Here is a 16719-nt window from a genome sequence, read left to right as displayed (position 1 = left end):
CACTGAAACGGAATTTTTCGTAATGAAATGAATATGCTATTCATGGCCAGGCGGGTCAAGTTGACGCGTACCCAATCAATAAAATCGGGCGCAATTATCCGCATTGACGCTCTTGGCAGCCCTTGGCACAGGAACCCCTTCATGCACAACAAGACCCTTCATCTGGCACTGACAATTACGCTGGGCTGTGGCGCTGGCCCTGGCGTTTTTGCTGCCGATGCAAACGGCGCAAGTTCTGATCCTTCGTCAACAAAAAGTGCGCACTTCGATCCCAAAGGCAAACCGCCTTCGGCCTACACGATCGAACTGCAAAACGGTGTACGCAAGACACTTCCGTTCGGTGACAAACGAGATTTTGAAGAGGCCAGGAAAGGCTTTATAGCGGCACCGACTTACAACAAGATCATGGCTGAAGCCGGAAATGTCGCCTGGAACATGGGCAGCTATGACTTCCTGCTCGACGGCAAGGACTACGACAGCATCAACCCGTCGTTGCAGCGTCAGGCGATACTCAATATGGCCTTTGGTCTGTACGAGGTGGTTCCGGACAAGATTTACCAAGTGCGCGGGTTTGACCTGGCGAACATCACGTTCATCAAGGGCGATACGGGCTGGATTGTGTTCGACACGCTGATGTCGAAGGAAACCGCCAAGGCTGCGCTGGACTTCATCAACGAAAAACTCGGCAAGCGCCCGGTCGTAGCGGTGGTGATCTCTCACTCCCATGCCGACCACTTCGGTGGCGTGCGCGGGTTGGTCGATGAGGCTGATGTGCGCAGCGGTAAAATCCCGCTGATCGCACCGACCGGGTTCATGGAGCATGCGGTGGCTGAAAACGTCTACGCCGGCAACGCAATGACCCGGCGCGCATTTTTCCAATATGGCGTGCTGTTGCCGCACAGCCCTTATGGCCACGTCGACATGGCCATCGGAAAAAATGCGTCCATTGGCAACATGGGCCTGATCGAACCCAATCGCTATATCTCGAAAGACTTCGAGACCCTGACGATCGATGGCGTGGAGATGGAGTTTCAAAGTACGCCGGGCACTGAAGCGCCGGCGGAGATGAATACCTGGTTCCCGCAATTCAAGGCATTCTGGGCCGCGGAAAACATCGTTGGCACCCTCCATAACATCTACACCCTGCGCGGTGCCTTGGTCCGTGATCCTCTGGTCTGGTCGAAGAACATCAACAACGCTTTATATCGCTACGGACAACAGGCGGACGTCATGTTCGCCGCGCACAGTTGGCCACGTTGGGGCAATGAGCGGATCCAGGACGTGATGCGCGCACAGCGCGACGCCTACGCCAACCTGAATAACGCGGTGCTGCACGCGGCCAACCAGGGCGTCACCATCAACGAGATTCACAACGTCTACAAATTGCCGGACAGCCTGAAAAACAACTGGGCGACCCACAGCTACCACGGCTCCGAAGAGCACAACAGCCGCGCTGTGATCAACCGCTACCTCGGTTACTGGGATGCCAACCCGGCGACGCTGATGCCGCTGTCACCGAAGGATTCGGCACCGCTGTACGTGGAGATGATGGGGGGCTCAGAGAAGATAATGACCAAGGGCAAATCCTTGTTCGATCAGGGCAAATATCGCGAAGCCTATGAAATTCTCAATAAGCTGGTGTATGCCGAACCCCAGAACGCCGAGGCCAAGGACTTGCTCGCAGACGTCTATGAACAGGTGGGGTATCAGAAGGAAAGTGCCGGCGTGCGCAACAGCTTCCTTGCGGCGGCGTATGAGTTGCGCAACGGCATGCCAAAGGGTGTACCACCCAAAACCACCGGGCCTGACATGATCCGCGCCATGAGTACCGAGTTGTGGCTGGAGTACCTCGGCATCGCCCTGGATGGCAGCAAAGTGGCGAATCAACACTTCGTCTTGAACCTCAAGACGCCCGACAACGGGGAACAGTTTGTGGTTGAGTTGAGCAATTCAACTCTGACCAATATCAAGGGGCAGCAGGCGAAAAATGCCGACCTTACGATCACCCTTGATCGTGCTGATCTTGAAGGTGTTATGGCGAGGAAAACCAGCTTCGCTCAACTGGTCGGGGCCGGCAAAGCCACGTTCGTGGGCAACCACAAACCCTTCGAACAGTTGATGGCCGCGATCACCCCGTTTACCCCCACCTTTGAACTGCTGCCCGGCACGCAGCAGTAACCATCAGGGCCGCGCTTTTTCTGTTCAGGCGCAAGCTACCTTGCGCACCTGCTGACACCAGGTGCGCGAGGTGCGCAAAACCGACATGACGTTGGTGGCCTGGCGGGGGAGTGTGCGCTCAACGCCGGGCGCCTGGTTCAAGTACTGGAAGACTGGGCGCCCTGGTTTTCAGCTCTACTACCCGAGTCGACGTGCGAGATTCGGGAAAATTGCACATTGACCACTGTTGCCTACGCTTATCTCTTGCTTTGTCGATTCCAGGTGATGGGCAATGGATCTAATACAGCGATGGAGTTACACCTCTACGGCACTGTTCGCTTCATTGTGCTTCGTGCCCATGGCCCAGGCTGAGGACTCGGCAGAATTGGCCAAACAAGCCCTCAACCCGGTGGCAGCCATGTACAGCCTGCCGGTGCAGTACAACTGGGACCAGAAAATGGGGCCGACCGGAGAGGGCATGCACAGCGTGACCAATATTCAGCCGGTCCTGCCATTTACCCTCAATGACGACTGGAACCTGATTTCGCGCACGATCCTGCCGGTCATTGATCAGCATGGTCTGGCACCTGACGGCGCGGCGGACAAGTCCGGCGTTGGCGATATCACCCAGAGCTTCTTCTTTTCGCCGAAAAAGCCCACGGACAGTGGCTGGATACTCGGCGTCGGCCCGGCAATATTGATTCCTACCGGCAGTGATGAATTGCTCGGTAGCGAGCAGTGGGGCATCGGCCCGACTGCGGTTGCGCTGAAACAGGCCAATGGCTGGACTCACGGGATACTCGCCAACCATATCTGGGGCCTGGACGGCAGCCCGCCAGACAACAAGGAAAAGGTCAACCAGACCTTCCTGCAACCGTTCCTTTCCTTTACAACCAGCACTCTCACGACCTACGGGGTGAACACTGAGTCCACCTATAACTGGCAGTCACGCGAATGGTCCGTGCCGGTCAATCTGACGGTCACACAACTGTTGAAAATCAGCGGGCAACCCCTGACGGTGCAAGCCGGTCCACGCTACTGGCTCGACAGCCCGGATGACGGGCCACAGGGGTGGGGGTTTCGATTCGCGGTGACGTTGTTGTTTCCACGCTGAGACGGAGGCGACTGCAAGAGGTGAATAATGGACCCTCGCCGGGTTGACCGTAGACCGTTTCGCTGCTGTTTCACCGTATACCTCTCGCGGTCTCCCAGCTTTGTGACCTCGTCCACCGTCATGCTGCCCGGTACCACGGCCCCGACCCCGCCACTCGCGCCTCAACCGACGGACCTTCCGTGCGGTCTGGCCAGCCAACCCCTTTCTGGCGGCGTCCGCTGAGGCAAACCCTTCGGTGTCGTTCAACGTTTCGCCGATGCGTCGCACGGCCTGAAATCTTGCCAACAGCGCATACCTCAACGTCGCAAAACCCTCAAAGCAACCGTTCAATGGCAGAATCCCCTCAACTCGACCGTTTTGGAGAACACCATGCTTCGTGCGTTTGAACGAAGGCTCGACCCTTTTCCTCCTGACGAGGTGCCACCGCCACCCGCCGGCCTGGCGCGTTTCCTGTGGGCCTGCACGCGGGGCGCCCGCGGTTACATCCTGGCGCTTGCGCTGCTCAGTGCCGCTGTGTCGATTTACGAAGCCTGGCTGTTTTCCTTCCTCGGTCAGGTCGTGGATCTGCTGTCGACCTGGCAGGCCGGCGGGGAAGCGGCGGCGCAGGAAAGTCGCGTGTTGTGGGGCATCGGCATCGTCATGGTGACGAGTGTCGGGCTGGTGGCGTTGCGCACCATGGTGCAGCACCAGATCTTGGCGATTAACTTGCCGTTGCGGCTGCGCTGGGACTTCCATCGTCTGATGCTGCGGCAAAGCCTTTCTTTTTTTTCCGACGAGTTTTCTGGCCGCGTCACGACCAAGGTGATGCAGACGGCGCTGGCCGTACGCGATGTGCTGTTCACCCTGATCGAGATCGCCCCCGGGATCGGGGTGTATTTCATCGCGATCATCGCCCTGGCCGGCGGCTTCGCCCTCAAACTGATGCTGCCGTTCATTGCCTGGGTCGCGTTGTTCGGGCTGGCCATGCTGTACTTCGTGCCTCGCCTGGGGAAAGTCGGGCAGGAACAGGCCAATGCGCGGTCGATGATGACCGGGCGTATCTCGGACGCCTACACCAACATCACGACGGTGAAACTGTTCTCCCACTCCAATCGTGAAGCGCATTTCGCGCGTGCCGCGATGGAGGATTTCAAGCAAACCGGCTTTCGCCAGATGCGCCTGGTCAGCCAGTTCGAGATCGTCAACCAGGCGTTGGTGGTGGGTTTGATCATGGCAGCCGGTGGCTATGCGCTGTGGCTCTGGCACCAGGGTGAGGTCGGCGCAGGTGCCGTGGCGGCCATCACCGCCATGGCGTTGCGTATCAATGGCATGTCGCACTGGATCATGTGGCAAATGACCTCGCTGTTCGAGAGCATCGGCACCGTGCAGGATGGCATGGCCACCTTTACCCGCGGTCCCAAGGTGAAGGATGCCCCGGACGCAGGCGTGCTGGTGACCTCCGGTGGCGCGGTCACCTTCGATAACGTGAGCTTTAACTACAACGGCGAACGCCAGGTGCTCGATGGCCTGAGCCTGAGCATCCGCGCGGGCGAAAAAATCGGCCTGGTGGGCCGCTCCGGCGCCGGTAAATCCACGCTGATCAATCTGCTGTTGCGCTTCTATGACGTCGACAGCGGGGAGATTCGAATCGACGGCCAGAACATCGCACACGTGACGCAAGACAGCTTGCGCGGCGCCATCGGTATGGTCACGCAGGACACCTCGCTGCTGCACCGTTCCATTCGCGACAACATCGCCTACGGCCGTCCCGATGCGACCGACGCACAAATCCGCATCGCCGCGGCCAATGCCCAGGCCCACGAGTTCATCAGCCAACTGAGCGACCGGCAAGGCCACACCGGCTACGACACCCTCGTGGGTGAGCGCGGCATCAAGCTGTCGGGCGGCCAGCGCCAACGCGTCGCGATTGCCCGGGTGATGCTCAAGAACGCCCCCATCCTGCTACTCGACGAGGCCACCAGCGCGCTCGACTCGGAAGTAGAAGTCGCGATTCAGGACAGCCTCGATGAAATGATGCAGGGCAAGACGGTGATCGCCATCGCTCATCGGCTGTCCACGATCGCGGCCATGGACCGGCTCATCGTCATGGATGACGGACGCATCATCGAGCAGGGCACCCACACCGAACTGCTGGGGAAGAACGGCCTCTATGCGCGGCTTTGGCAGCATCAAAGCGGCGGTTTTTTGGGTGAGGACATGGGCGTAATCGAGGCTATGGATCAGGTGTGAGCCGTGGCTCGATCAACTGAGCAGGTGATTCGTCATTCACGTGTTCACTAAAGACGCCAACTATCACTTCGGAGTATTCGATGTGGCGGAGTGTGCCTTGCCCTCGAACACTGTGCCCCACACCTTGATGTCGCGAAGCCCTTTCACGCCAACGTCATAGGGGTCTTTATCGAGTATGGCAAAGTCGGCGAGCTTGCCTGATTCAATACTCCCTATCTCGTTTTCCATGCCGATCATATAAGCGGCGTCGATGGTGATGGCGCGGATGGCCTGATCCAGTGTCAGCCGCTCGGAGGGGGCAAACACTTTTGCGCTCAGGGTTTCGCGCGACGCGGCGGTCCAGGCCAGGAACAGTGGTTCTGCGGGTGCCATGGGGAAGTCCGAGTGCAGCGCTACCGGCACATTACGCCTTACCAAACCGCCCAATGGCGCAATGCGTGCGGCGCGATCAAAGCCAAGGCCCGTCTCGGCATAGCGATCACCCAAGTCATAGAGATAGAAGGGGTTGGCGGAGACCTGGGCGCCGAGCCTGGCTATGCGTCGCGAGGTGCCGTCGTTGGCATAACCGTAATGCTCGATCGTGAAACGATGATCTGCGTGCGGTTTTTCGTCCTCCAGGGCCTGCAATGTGTCGAGCACCATTTTGGCACCACCGTCGCCATTGGTGTGCACATGGATCTGGTAACCGGCATTCCAGTAGCTGCGGGCAAATTCGGCAAATGCGTCCGGCTGGGTAATCCACTCGCCTTTGTGGCCATCGATATAACCCGGGTCGCTGATCTGCATGGCCTGCGAGAACATTGCACCGTCTGCAAACAGCTTGATGGCGTTATTGAAGACCAGATGCCGGGTGTTCTGATCCTTCAACTGGCCGACCCGTTCCATCGCCGCCTCGGGGCTCTTCAGGGCGAGGCTGAGCTTGTAGACATCGGGCGTCAGGCGCACTCGAATCGGCGAATCTGCGGTATCCATGGTGCGCTTGAGGGCGGCCATTTCCATGTCCCAATTCGTGCTGCCGGTGGACAGGTCTGCGACTGTCGTCACGCCATTGTAGGTCAGGTAGTCACGCGTCTTTAAGTACGCCGGGTCAACTGAAACGGGGTCGAGCAGACTGCCTGCCAGGTAAGGCAAGACCACGCTGAACATACCGTCTTCCCAGAAATGGCTGCTCTTCCAATTAATCTGCGGGTGATCCTTGTACTTGTTTTCGTCCAGCCCCCTGGACCTCAGCAACGCCATCATGGGGGTATTGAAGTACACCTCGTGCATCGAGCGTTGCAGCACCATGATGGGTACATCCTTGGAGATGCCGTCCAATACTTCGCGCGACAGTTCACCGTGGGTGTCTGCGCTGAAGCCCCAGGTCATGAATATCGGTGCGTCTTTGTTGCGCTGGGAAAATGCTGTTTCGAGGGCTGCCCGATAGGCTTTTTCACCAAGGGTGGCGGGAGTTTGATGGCCCATCACATTCCAGGGCTCGGGGGTGATCCAGACGGTCTGAAAGGCGATTGCTCCAAGCATGGGATGCATGTGCGGGTCGATCAAGCCAGGCATCAATACCTTGTCTTTGAACTGGGGGTCGACCGTGTACTGTTTATCCTTCAACCAGGGCGCGAGGTCTTGCAGAGAGCCTACACCGAGGATCATCCCGTCGCGCACGGCGACGGCGGTCGCGGTGGGTCGTGTCGGGTCCATCGTGACAATTTTTTTCGCGGTGAAGACAGTAATCGCGTTTGGATCCTCTTGTGCCATGACGGTGCGTACTGCCACCAAGGCAACCAACGCGCAGATTGTCGATTCAAGAGCCCGTTTCATTGATGCATCTCCTTTGCGGAACAGCCGAGGGACGCGTGCTCGCGTTACATGCCCGAGTTTGCACAATGGCCAATTTCAATGCGTATGAGCCTGTATTAGCCCTGCCAGACCCAGCACTCGACTTGCGACAATGAAACAAGCATCCGATTCGGCGCACCCGGTTATCGCGTCTGCCTTCAAAGCGGTATCGCGTCGGTAAACGGTTTTGCCTTCCTTGATCGTCTCAAGCACCTTGATTTCAGCAATTTTCAGCGGATCTACAGTGAGTGAATTACCGTCAAGCACTGCAAAGTCAGCGAGCTTGCCTGCCTCGAGCGAGCCCTTTGATTTCTCTTCGAAGTGCTGATAGGCCGACCAGAGCGTATGGGCCTTCAGCGCCACCAATGGAGTCGTTCGATGTTCGGGACCAAGCACCTTGCCGCTACGTGTCACGCGATTGACCGTGGAAGAAATAACCCGCAGCGCGTCAGGCATCGCCACCGGCGCGTCATGGTGCGAGGTGAAAATCATGCCCCGCTCGATGGCCCAGCCCGTCGGTGAAATGTTGGCCGCACGATCAGGGCCCAATACCGAATCTCGATGCCAGTCACCCCAGTAATAGGTGTGCATCGGGAAAAAAGACGGAATGATGCCCAGCGCCTTGAACGCTTCGACCTGATCCAAACGTGCAGTCTGCGCATGTATGGCCACCGGGCGGCGATCAGCCATGCCATATTTTTTTTCAGCCGCACGTACAGCGTTGATGAATTGATCGATGGCGGCATCGCCGTTCACGTGTGCCAGAACTTGCCAGTTATTGTTGAAAGCTTGATCAACGAAGCCATTGACCTGTTGGTCAGTGAACGCAGAGTAGCCTTGATAATCCGGCTTTTGCCCGCTCGGCACTTTGTAATAAGGTTGAGTGAGCCATGCGGTTTTACCCTGCGGCGAACCGTCGAGCGTGAGCTTGATCCCTCCGAGACGGAAGTGACCTGAATAGGTACGTGACAACCAGGGCGCCTTCATTGCCTCCGCGCCCACGGTAATATCGGGATAAGCCACTACGTCGATGTCCAGCTTGCCACTGTTGGCCACCGCTTCCATGGTCGCCACCGAGGCGAGCGATGCTTTGCCTTCCTGTGCGGTGGTGTAGCCGAAGCGCTTGTATAGATTAACGCCTGCTGCGAATAGCGCCTTATTGGCATCCGGACTGAGTTTGCCCATCAGGCCGAAGAGCTGGCTAAAAAAAGCGTTCTCTTCGAGCACCCCATCAGGTTCTTGACTGCCTTTCTTGCGTCGAATGACGCCGCCGGGAGGGTTTTCTGTGCCCGCATCAAGCCCAAGGATCTCCAGGGCTTTACTGTTCATGGCCCCCAGATGCCCGGATTGGTGCACGATCACCACCGGCAACGTGGTCGAGACTTGGTCCAGATCGTCGCGTGTTGGATGGCGCTGTTCTTTGAGTTGTGCATCGTCATAGCCGAACCCGACAATCCAGCCGTATTCGACGGTGAGCTTCTGGTTCTGCTCGGCCCAGGCCTTTAGCGCAGCCTGCAATTGGGCAATGTCGTTCACGCCACCGTCCGGACGCGGCAGCAGATTGGCGGAGATCGCCTGAATGCCGGTATTGAACACATGGCCATGTGGGTCGATGAAACCGGGCACCAGGGTGTTGCCAGCCAAGTCGACCAGCTGTGTTTCGGGGCCCTTGTACTTCATGACCTCGTCGCGATATCCGACGGCGAGAATACGGCCGTCCTTGACTGCAATTGCCTCAGCCTGCGGCTGAAGCTCATTGACGGTGATGATGTCACCACCTGTGTAGATGGTATCGGCAGTGGTATTCGCCCCAGTCTGCGCCTGCGCCTCCAACGAGTGCGTGACAACCAAGGTCAGTAAGGCGCATCCAATCGCTTTAGCTGTCAGTTTCATTGTTGGCTCTCTCGCACTGAAATGACGAGTGGTAGGTATTCGATGAATATTGGCCGACGGGTTTGACGGGTTTGCCGTTCTGTAAAAAATCAGGACTGGATCGCTCCTGATTTTGTAGGCAAATACAAGAGTCGTCTTTCGGCTGCGAACTCAAGTGTCAGATGCAACACACTAGCTTCTGTGTAAGCAAAAGGCTTGATACAGATCAAGTAAAGACGCCGAATTTATTACAGTAAGAGCCTGGCCGCGGCGATGTGCGTGAAGGTGGCAACTTTTTCGCGTCCGCTATTGGCCGTTAGTTACCTGTCAAAACCAAGACCCTCGATACTCTGAACGCCACTGGTGAGCAACAACCACTTTCCGTCGCCCCACGTGCCCATCGCGATTTTGCCCGCTACAATGCGCACCTACCGTGATAACCAGATAAAAAATATGTCTCTTCCCAAACATCACCTGGAATTGCTCAGCCCCGCCCGTGACGTGAGCATCGCTCGCGAGGCTATTCTGCACGGTGCCGACGCCGTGTACATCGGTGGCCCGAGCTTCGGCGCCCGGCACAACGCCTGCAACGAAGTCAGCGATATTGCGCAACTCGTGGAGTTCGCCCGTCGCTATCACGCCCGCGTGTTCACCACGATCAACACGATCCTGCATGACAACGAACTGGAGCCGGCGCGCAAGCTGATCCACCAGTTGTACGATGCTGGCGTTGACGCGTTGATCGTTCAGGATCTGGGGGTGATGGAGCTGGATATCCCGCCGATCGAGCTGCACGCCAGCACCCAGACCGACATCCGTACACTGGCACGGGCGAAGTTCCTGGACCAGGCGGGTTTCTCCCAACTGGTATTGGCCCGCGAGCTGAACCTGCAAGAGATTCGCGCCATCGCCGACGAGACCGATGCCGCGATCGAGTTCTTCATTCACGGCGCCTTGTGCGTGGCGTTCTCCGGGCAGTGCAATATTTCCCACGCCCAGAACGGTCGTAGCGCCAACCGGGGCGACTGCTCCCAGGCCTGTCGTTTGCCGTATACCCTCAAGGACGACCAGGGCCGCGTCGTCGCCTACGAAAAACACCTGCTGTCGATGAAAGACAACAACCAGAGCGCCAACATCCGGGCGTTGGTCGAAGCCGGGGTTCGCTCGTTCAAGATTGAGGGGCGCTACAAGGACATGGGTTATGTGAAGAACATCACGGCCTATTACCGTCAGCGTCTGGACGACGTGCTGGAAGATCGCCCGGACCTGGCGCGGGCCTCCAGCGGCCGCACCGCGCACTTCTTTGTGCCCGACCCGGACAAGACCTTCCACCGCGGCAGCACCGATTACTTCGTCACTGATCGCAAGATCGACATCGGTGCTTTCGACTCTCCGACCTTCACAGGCTTGTCGGTGGGTGTGGTGGAGAAGGTCGGCAAGCGTGATTTGCAGGTGGTGACCTTCGAGCCGCTGTCCAACGGCGATGGCCTCAACGTGCAGATCAAGCGCGAGGTGGTGGGCTTTCGCGCGAACATCGCCGAGCCCAAGGGCGAGTTCCTCGAAGACGGCCAGAAGCGCTATCGCTACCGGGTCGAGCCCAACGAAATGCCGGACGGGATGTTCAAGTTGCGGCCCAACCATCCACTGAGCCGCAACCTTGACCATAACTGGCAGCAAGCCTTGCAGAAGACTTCCGCCGAGCGTCGTATCGGTTTGAGTTGGGTGGCACGTCTTGACGAGCAGCGCCTGCAACTGACCGCCACGAGTGAGGAGGGCGTCAGCGCCAGCCTGTCGCTGGACGGGCCGTTCGGTCTGGCCAACAAGCCGGAGCAGGCCCTGGAGCAACTGCGCGATCTGCTCGGTCAACTGGGCACCACGGACTACCATGCCACCGCGGTTGAACTGGATGCACCCCAGGCGTTTTTCATTCCCAACTCGCAACTCAAAGCCTTGCGCCGCGAGGTGATTGAGGCGTTGACCGCGGCCCGTTTGCTCGCCCACCCGAGAGGTCATCGCAAGGCCGAAACCACTCCGCCGCCGGTGTACCCGGAGTCGCACCTGTCGTTCCTGGCCAACGTCTACAACCAGAAGGCGCGGGACTTCTATCACCGCCACGGCGTCAAGCTGATCGACGCAGCGTTCGAAGCCCATGAAGAAACCGGAGAAGTGCCGGTGATGATCACCAAGCACTGCCTGCGGTTCTCCTTCAATCTGTGCCCCAAGCAAGCCAAAGGCGTCACCGGTGTGCGCACCAAAGTCGCGCCGATGCAACTGGTGCACGGTGACGAAGTGCTGACCCTGAAGTTCGACTGCAAGCCTTGCGAAATGCACGTCATCGGCAAGATCAAGGGGCACATCCTTGACCTGCCGCTGCCGGGCAGTGTCTCGGAGCCGGTCGTGGGTTACATCAGTCCTGAAGACCTGCTGAAGACGATTCCTCGCGCGCCGCATTGAGTGACGGGCGAGCATATTGAGCTGCGCCGATCATCGTCAATACCGATGATCGGCGCAGCTCATCTGGACGGCCCCATGCAGTGGAGTTTGATCTAGCCTTAAGTGAACTCACGGGAGATAAAATCATGCCCGTCGTTCTCAGACATGTGATGGCCGTTGCTTCGGGTTTGTTTTTTTGTATCGCTGCGAGCGGTCAAGGGATTGCAGGCACCCAACAGCCACCGGCAATACTCCCGCTGGAATCCGAGGCGGTGCCCACACTCGTCGCCTATCCACCGCTTGCCGAGCCACTCGCCCGCGGTGTTGTCATCATCCAGTATCAAATTGAGCACGCCAGGATCATGCCGGTATTTGGCAAAGCGGCGGTTGGTGTATCACCGCGTCTCGCTCACCTGCATGTGACCGTCGACGACTGGAAAGGCACCTGGGCGCACACCAGTGAAGATCCGATTATCGTGGTTGGGCTGACGCCCGGCACGCATAAGGTGCTGCTTGAAGTAGCCGACCCGACTCATAAAATTCTCACCAGTACGGAAGTGAGTTTTGTCGTTCCGCAGAAGTGAACAGCTTCAGACGACAGGTAAATAAATACGTCGCCTTTTTCGATGCTTTTTTTCGATGAAATAGGGCGATAAGAAATAACAAGACAGATTCATTAGTGTGCTTATGTGTTCAACTTCCGAAAACGTTAATAACTACTGTCTCAGAAATCTGCAGCTCTTAAAATAGCCTGGTGATTTCATTCAAGATCCGATCCTGGGTTTGAGCACTGGGCCTGTGACGATAAGCTACTGCCAAAAAAGCAACGCCTTCGTAGTCGCAGCGAATTGAAAAAGTCATACCTTCACGCATCCCATAGACTGATCTATCTCCTGCATCAACAAAATATCTCGCTTTTGTCAGCGCCGCACGGGCGTGCTTCAGGCAGTCAGCTTGGCTATACGAGTGTTGTATCCAGCTCGTCGTTACACGTACAGATGAAGTCTCGCTGTCATCAATAGGTGGTTGAGTAATTTCTTTCGTAGATGCAGTGCTGTTTTTATCGCTCGCGCAAGCGATCAGTCCAATTGAAATAACACTTATTAAAAATCCAAAACGAAGTCTGGAATACTTAAGTTGATTTCGCATGGAGTGACATTCCTGTGACGATCTGCAATGAACGAAGTGGTCGTTACTATTGTAGTAGCGGATTTCTGGTTTTTTGCTACTTATATTCAGTGACAGGATAGACCGTCTGCTTATAGGGCGCGCGATTTGGCAGCGAATACCCGTTTCTGGCTGATAGCTGACTGATTCAAGAGACCCTGCGTTCATCGCCTAGGCCTCTTGCCACAGGTATTCATCGTTTGATCGATGCTTTCACCCCCCCCATCCTTCCCTCACAGCCTTCCTGATCCCTTCCAGCAACATCGCAAACGCCGGGTTGTCATTGTTCTCGCGCCAGATCAAATGCAGCTCGCTCTGTACGCCTTCCCCCAGATCAATATCCCGGAACACCACGTTCTTGAATACCACGCTGGTGGCGCAACGCGGGACCAGGGCCAGGCCCATTCCAGCGTTGACCAGCGCCAGGATCGTCAGTGACGAACCGAGCCATTGCACGTATTCCGGGGCCACACGGGCCGAGCGCAGCATGCCGGTCAGCAGTTCGTTGAAGGGCGGGTAGGCGGCGTGGGAGTACATCAGGAACGGTTGCGCGTCGAGGTCTTTGACGGACACGGTGTCGGCAGTGGCCAGTGGGTGGCGACTGGGGACGGCGAGCACGAACGGCTCGCGCACCAGGCACTCGGTGGCGTAGCCCGGTTCCAGCAAGGGCGCGCGGACGATGCCCAGATCAATACGCCGGGCGCGAAGGGCTTCGTGCTGTTGGTAGGTGTTCATCTCCGACAGATCGATTTTGACATGAGGCTGTTTGAGCCTTGCTTCGGCGATGACCTTGGGCAGGAACTCATACACCGCGCTACCGACGAAGCTGATGTTGACTGAGCCAATGTCGCCTTCGGCAAACCGCCGGGCGGTGACGGCGGCTTGCTGGGCACGCTCCAGCAGGTTCTGCGCTTCGATGAAGAAGGCACGACCGGCGGCGGTGAGGGCGACGCTGCGAGTGGTGCGGGTGAACAGCTCGACACCCAGGTGATGCTCCAACAACTGGATCTGTCGACTGAGCGGGGGTTGCGTCATGTTCAGGCGTTCGGCGGCGCGACGAAAGTTGAGTTCGGTGGCCACCGTGGTAAAGCAGCGCAGTTGAGTCAGTTCGAACATTGATCTAATCCAGGTATCAATCGAATGCCAAGTTAGATTAGACGGGATCAATTGCCGCGTCCATGATCGGCTCGTCCCTAAAAAAACAATGATCGGGAGTTGCCTTTTGAATACCCTCCAGAATCCGCCAGACCCGAGTGTGCTGGCCCGCGCCGCGGCCAAGGTGAAGCGCCACGTGCTGCCGCTGTTCGTGGTGATGTTCATCGTCAACTACATCGACCGGGTCAACATCGGCTTCGTGCGCAGCCACATGGAAACCGATCTGGGCATCGGCGCAGCGGCCTATGGCCTGGGTGCCGGGTTGTTCTTCATCGGTTACGCGATCTTCGAAGTGCCCTCCAACATGCTGCTGCAACGCTACGGTGCTCGCGCCTGGTTGACGCGCATCATGTTCACCTGGGGCGCCGCCGCCATGGCCATGGCCTTCGTGCGCGGCGAAACCAGTTTCTATGTGCTGCGCTTCATTCTCGGCGCGGCCGAAGCGGGCTTTTTCCCGGGCATCATTTACTACTTCACCCAGTGGCTGCCGTCGACGGAGCGGGGCAAGGCCATGGCGATCTTTCTCAGCGGTTCGGCCATTGCGTCGGTCATTTCCGGCCCGGTGTCCGGTGCGCTGCTCAACGTCAGCGGTTTGAGCCTGCATGGCTGGCAGTGGATGTTCCTGATTGAAGGCTTCGCCTCCATTGTCCTGTGCGGTTTTGTCTGGTTCTGGCTGCAATCCCACCCGCGTGAAGCCAAGTGGCTGAGCGCTGAAGAGAAGGACGCGCTGGTGAGCGCCATCGCGCTGGAGCAGCAGGCTCGCGAAGCCGCGCAGACGATCAAACCGTCGATGTTCAAACTGTTGGCCGACAAGCAAATTGCGCTGTTCTGTTTTATCTACTTTTCCATTGCCCTGACCATCTATGGCGCCACGTTCTGGCTGCCGAGCATGATCAAGAAAATGGGCAACCTGGGCGACTTTCAGGTCGGCCTGTTCAACTCGATTCCGTGGCTGATTTCCATCGTCGCGATGTATGGCTTCGCCGCGATGGCCAGCAAATGGAAACACCAGCAAGCCTGGGTGGCGTTGACGCTGGTGATTGCGGCGTTCGGGATGTTCATGTCGACCACCGGGGGGCCGATCTTCGCCTTCGTCGCCATCTGTTTTGCGGCCATTGGTTTCAAAGCTGCGTCAGCGTTGTTCTGGCCGATTCCACAAGGCTATCTGGACGCGCGCATCGCCGCCGCAGTGATTGCCCTGATCAACTCCATCGGCAACCTCGGCGGTTTCGTGGCGCCGACGGCGTTCGGTTTTCTGGAACAGGAAACCGGCTCAATCGAGGGCGGGCTCTACGGCCTGGCCGCCACCTCGTTGGTCGCCGCCGTGTTGATCTTTTTCGCACGCACCGCACCCCGTGGTGACGCCTTGCGCGCGCTGACCGGTAAACCCGCCACGACCGCCTTGCCGCAATCCACTGTCAGTCACACCGCTTTGAAACCAGATCCAAAGGGAGCAGCCTCTTGAAAATCACACGAGTCACCGTCACCCCCATCGCTTTCCGTGATCCGCCGCTGCTCAATGCCAGTGGTATCCACGAACCGTTCGCGCTGCGCTCGATCATCGAGATCGAGAGCGACACTGGCTACATTGGCCTGGGGGAGAGTTACGGCGACGCGCCGGCGCTGGCGATCCAGCAGCAATTGCAAGACCAGCTGATCGGCCTCGACCCGTTCAACCTCAATCAGCTGCGCGCCATCGTGCAGGCCACCGTGGCGGCGAACAAACCCGCGAGCATCGCCGGCGCCGAACTGGCGCCCGGCTCTCACGCCAGCAAAGCGGTGAGCAATGCCTACTCGGCGTTCGAAGTGGCGTTCCTGGATTTGCAGGCGCACTCGCTGAACGTGCCATTGGTGGACTTGCTGGGCGGTGCGATCCGGGACGAGATTCCGTTCAGCGCCTACCTGTTTTTCAAGTACGCCCAGCACATCGATTCGCCCTACAAACCCGACAGTTGGGGTGAAGCGCTGAACGAAGAGCAGATCGTCGCCCAGGCTCGGCGCATGATCGAAACCTATGGTTTCAAGAGCATCAAGCTCAAGGCTGGCGCGCTGGAACCGGAGCATGAGGTGGCGTGCATCAAGGCGCTGAAAAAGGCCTTCCCGGGTTACCCGCTGCGGATTGATCCGAACGCTAACTGGTCGCTGGAAACCTCGATTCGCATGGCCGAACTGCTGGGCGACGACCTGCAATATTACGAAGACCCGACGCCGGGCCTGGAAGGGATGTCCGAACTGCACAAACGCACCGGCCTGCCGCTGGCGACCAATATGGTGGTGACTGATTTCGATGAGTTCCGCCGCAGTGTGGCCTTGAACAGCGTGCAGATCGTCCTCGCTGATCACCACTATTGGGGCGGTCTGCGCGATACCCAGGCGCTGGCGAAAATGTGCCAGACCTTTGGCCTGGGCGTGTCCATGCATTCCAACTCGCACTTGGGAATCAGCCTGATGGCCATGGCCCATGTCGCCGCCTCGGTGCCCAATCTCGATTACGCCTGCGACACGCATTACCCGTGGCAGGAGCCGGACGAAGAAGTGATCAAGGGCGGCAAGCTGCCGATCGTCGATGGTTGCGTGAAAATTACCCGGGCACCGGGGTTGGGCCTGGAGCTGGATCATGATCAATTGGGCAAGCTGCATGACCAATACCTGACGTGCGGCATTCGCCAGCGCGATGACGTGAAACAGATGCAGCGTTACAAGCCCGAGTGGAAAACCGTCAAACCGCGTTTTTGAGACGCTAACGCAATTTTGTAGCA

The 16719-nt window shown here is 58.0% G+C and carries 11 protein-coding genes; 7 read left to right on the top strand and 4 right to left on the bottom strand.

All coding sequences use genetic code 11. The features are described from left to right. Positions 1-141 precede the first annotated feature (141 nt). The 3 genes from J2X66_RS24010 to J2X66_RS24000 all read left to right on the top strand — a co-directional run bounded on the left by J2X66_RS24010 (position 142) and on the right by J2X66_RS24000 (position 5500). The gene (locus tag J2X66_RS24010) at positions 142-2178 is read left to right on the top strand and encodes an alkyl sulfatase dimerization domain-containing protein (protein ID WP_310269461.1); all 2037 of its coding nucleotides are present in this window, start codon (positions 142-144) and stop codon (positions 2176-2178) included. Positions 2179-2515: 337 nt separating this feature from the next. Next, positions 2516-3271: a transporter gene (locus tag J2X66_RS24005; RefSeq protein ID WP_405046805.1), complete on the top strand. Its 756-nt coding sequence runs from the start codon at positions 2516-2518 to the stop codon at positions 3269-3271. A 369-nt stretch (positions 3272-3640) separates the two neighbouring features. Further along, entirely contained in the window at positions 3641-5500 is a 1860-nt protein-coding gene (locus J2X66_RS24000; RefSeq protein ID WP_310269457.1) for an ABC transporter ATP-binding protein, read from the top strand. A 63-nt stretch (positions 5501-5563) separates the two neighbouring features. On the opposite strand, the gene J2X66_RS23995 is transcribed toward J2X66_RS24000, so the two are convergent. Both J2X66_RS23995 and J2X66_RS23990 read right to left on the bottom strand, forming a co-directional pair. Beyond that, positions 5564-7315, bottom strand: coding sequence for an amidohydrolase family protein (locus tag J2X66_RS23995; RefSeq protein ID WP_310269454.1), 1752 nt, complete (start codon positions 7313-7315; stop codon positions 5564-5566). Between the two features lie 75 nt (positions 7316-7390). Continuing rightward, on the bottom strand, positions 7391-9226 hold the full coding sequence (locus J2X66_RS23990) for an amidohydrolase (RefSeq protein ID WP_310269450.1): 1836 nt from the start codon (positions 9224-9226) through the stop codon (positions 7391-7393). Between the two features lie 432 nt (positions 9227-9658). Here J2X66_RS23990 and J2X66_RS23985 point away from each other — a divergent pair, with 432 nt between their 5' ends. After that, entirely contained in the window at positions 9659-11659 is a 2001-nt protein-coding gene (locus J2X66_RS23985; protein WP_310269446.1) for a U32 family peptidase, read from the top strand. A gap of 125 nt (positions 11660-11784) precedes the next feature. Next, positions 11785-12222, top strand: coding sequence for a DUF6130 family protein (locus J2X66_RS23980; RefSeq protein ID WP_310269443.1), 438 nt, complete (start codon positions 11785-11787; stop codon positions 12220-12222). A 157-nt stretch (positions 12223-12379) separates the two neighbouring features. Here the strand turns inward: J2X66_RS23980 and J2X66_RS23975 are convergent, their stop codons facing one another. Both J2X66_RS23975 and J2X66_RS23970 read right to left on the bottom strand, forming a co-directional pair. After that, positions 12380-12787 (bottom strand): hypothetical protein, encoded by a 408-nt coding sequence (locus J2X66_RS23975; RefSeq protein WP_310269440.1) that lies wholly within the window; start codon positions 12785-12787, stop codon positions 12380-12382. Positions 12788-13018: 231 nt separating this feature from the next. Then, positions 13019-13921, bottom strand: coding sequence for a LysR substrate-binding domain-containing protein (locus tag J2X66_RS23970; RefSeq protein WP_310269437.1), 903 nt, complete (start codon positions 13919-13921; stop codon positions 13019-13021). A 106-nt stretch (positions 13922-14027) separates the two neighbouring features. Here J2X66_RS23970 and J2X66_RS23965 point away from each other — a divergent pair, with 106 nt between their 5' ends. Beyond that, the gene (locus J2X66_RS23965; RefSeq protein WP_310269435.1) at positions 14028-15425 is read left to right on the top strand and encodes an MFS transporter; all 1398 of its coding nucleotides are present in this window, start codon (positions 14028-14030) and stop codon (positions 15423-15425) included. Next, positions 15422-16696: a glucarate dehydratase family protein gene (locus J2X66_RS23960; RefSeq protein ID WP_310269432.1), complete on the top strand. Its 1275-nt coding sequence runs from the start codon at positions 15422-15424 to the stop codon at positions 16694-16696. Before J2X66_RS23965 ends, J2X66_RS23960 begins: the two co-directional genes overlap by 4 nt. Positions 16697-16719: the final 23 nt, after the last annotated feature.

This window comes from Pseudomonas sp. 3296 (assembly GCF_031456615.1).
Lineage (GTDB): Bacteria > Pseudomonadota > Gammaproteobacteria > Pseudomonadales > Pseudomonadaceae > Aquipseudomonas > Aquipseudomonas mucoides.
Note: the sequence above shows the minus strand (reverse complement) of the source record. Positions and strands in the feature narration are given on the sequence as shown.

Excerpts from the sequence above, each read along its gene's own strand:
- J2X66_RS24010 (WP_310269461.1), top strand. The coding sequence starts at position 142 with ATGCACAACAAGACCCTTCATCTGGCACTGACAATTACGCTGGGCTGT.
- J2X66_RS24005 (WP_405046805.1), top strand. The coding sequence starts at position 2,516 with ATGGCCCAGGCTGAGGACTCGGCAGAATTGGCCAAACAAGCCCTCAAC.
- J2X66_RS24000 (WP_310269457.1), top strand. The coding sequence starts at position 3,641 with ATGCTTCGTGCGTTTGAACGAAGGCTCGACCCTTTTCCTCCTGACGAG.
- J2X66_RS23995 (WP_310269454.1), bottom strand. The coding sequence starts at position 7,315 with ATGAAACGGGCTCTTGAATCGACAATCTGCGCGTTGGTTGCCTTGGTG.
- J2X66_RS23990 (WP_310269450.1), bottom strand. The coding sequence starts at position 9,226 with ATGAAACTGACAGCTAAAGCGATTGGATGCGCCTTACTGACCTTGGTT.
- J2X66_RS23985 (WP_310269446.1), top strand. The coding sequence starts at position 9,659 with ATGTCTCTTCCCAAACATCACCTGGAATTGCTCAGCCCCGCCCGTGAC.
- J2X66_RS23980 (WP_310269443.1), top strand. The coding sequence starts at position 11,785 with ATGCCCGTCGTTCTCAGACATGTGATGGCCGTTGCTTCGGGTTTGTTT.
- J2X66_RS23975 (WP_310269440.1), bottom strand. The coding sequence starts at position 12,787 with ATGCGAAATCAACTTAAGTATTCCAGACTTCGTTTTGGATTTTTAATA.
- J2X66_RS23970 (WP_310269437.1), bottom strand. The coding sequence starts at position 13,921 with ATGTTCGAACTGACTCAACTGCGCTGCTTTACCACGGTGGCCACCGAA.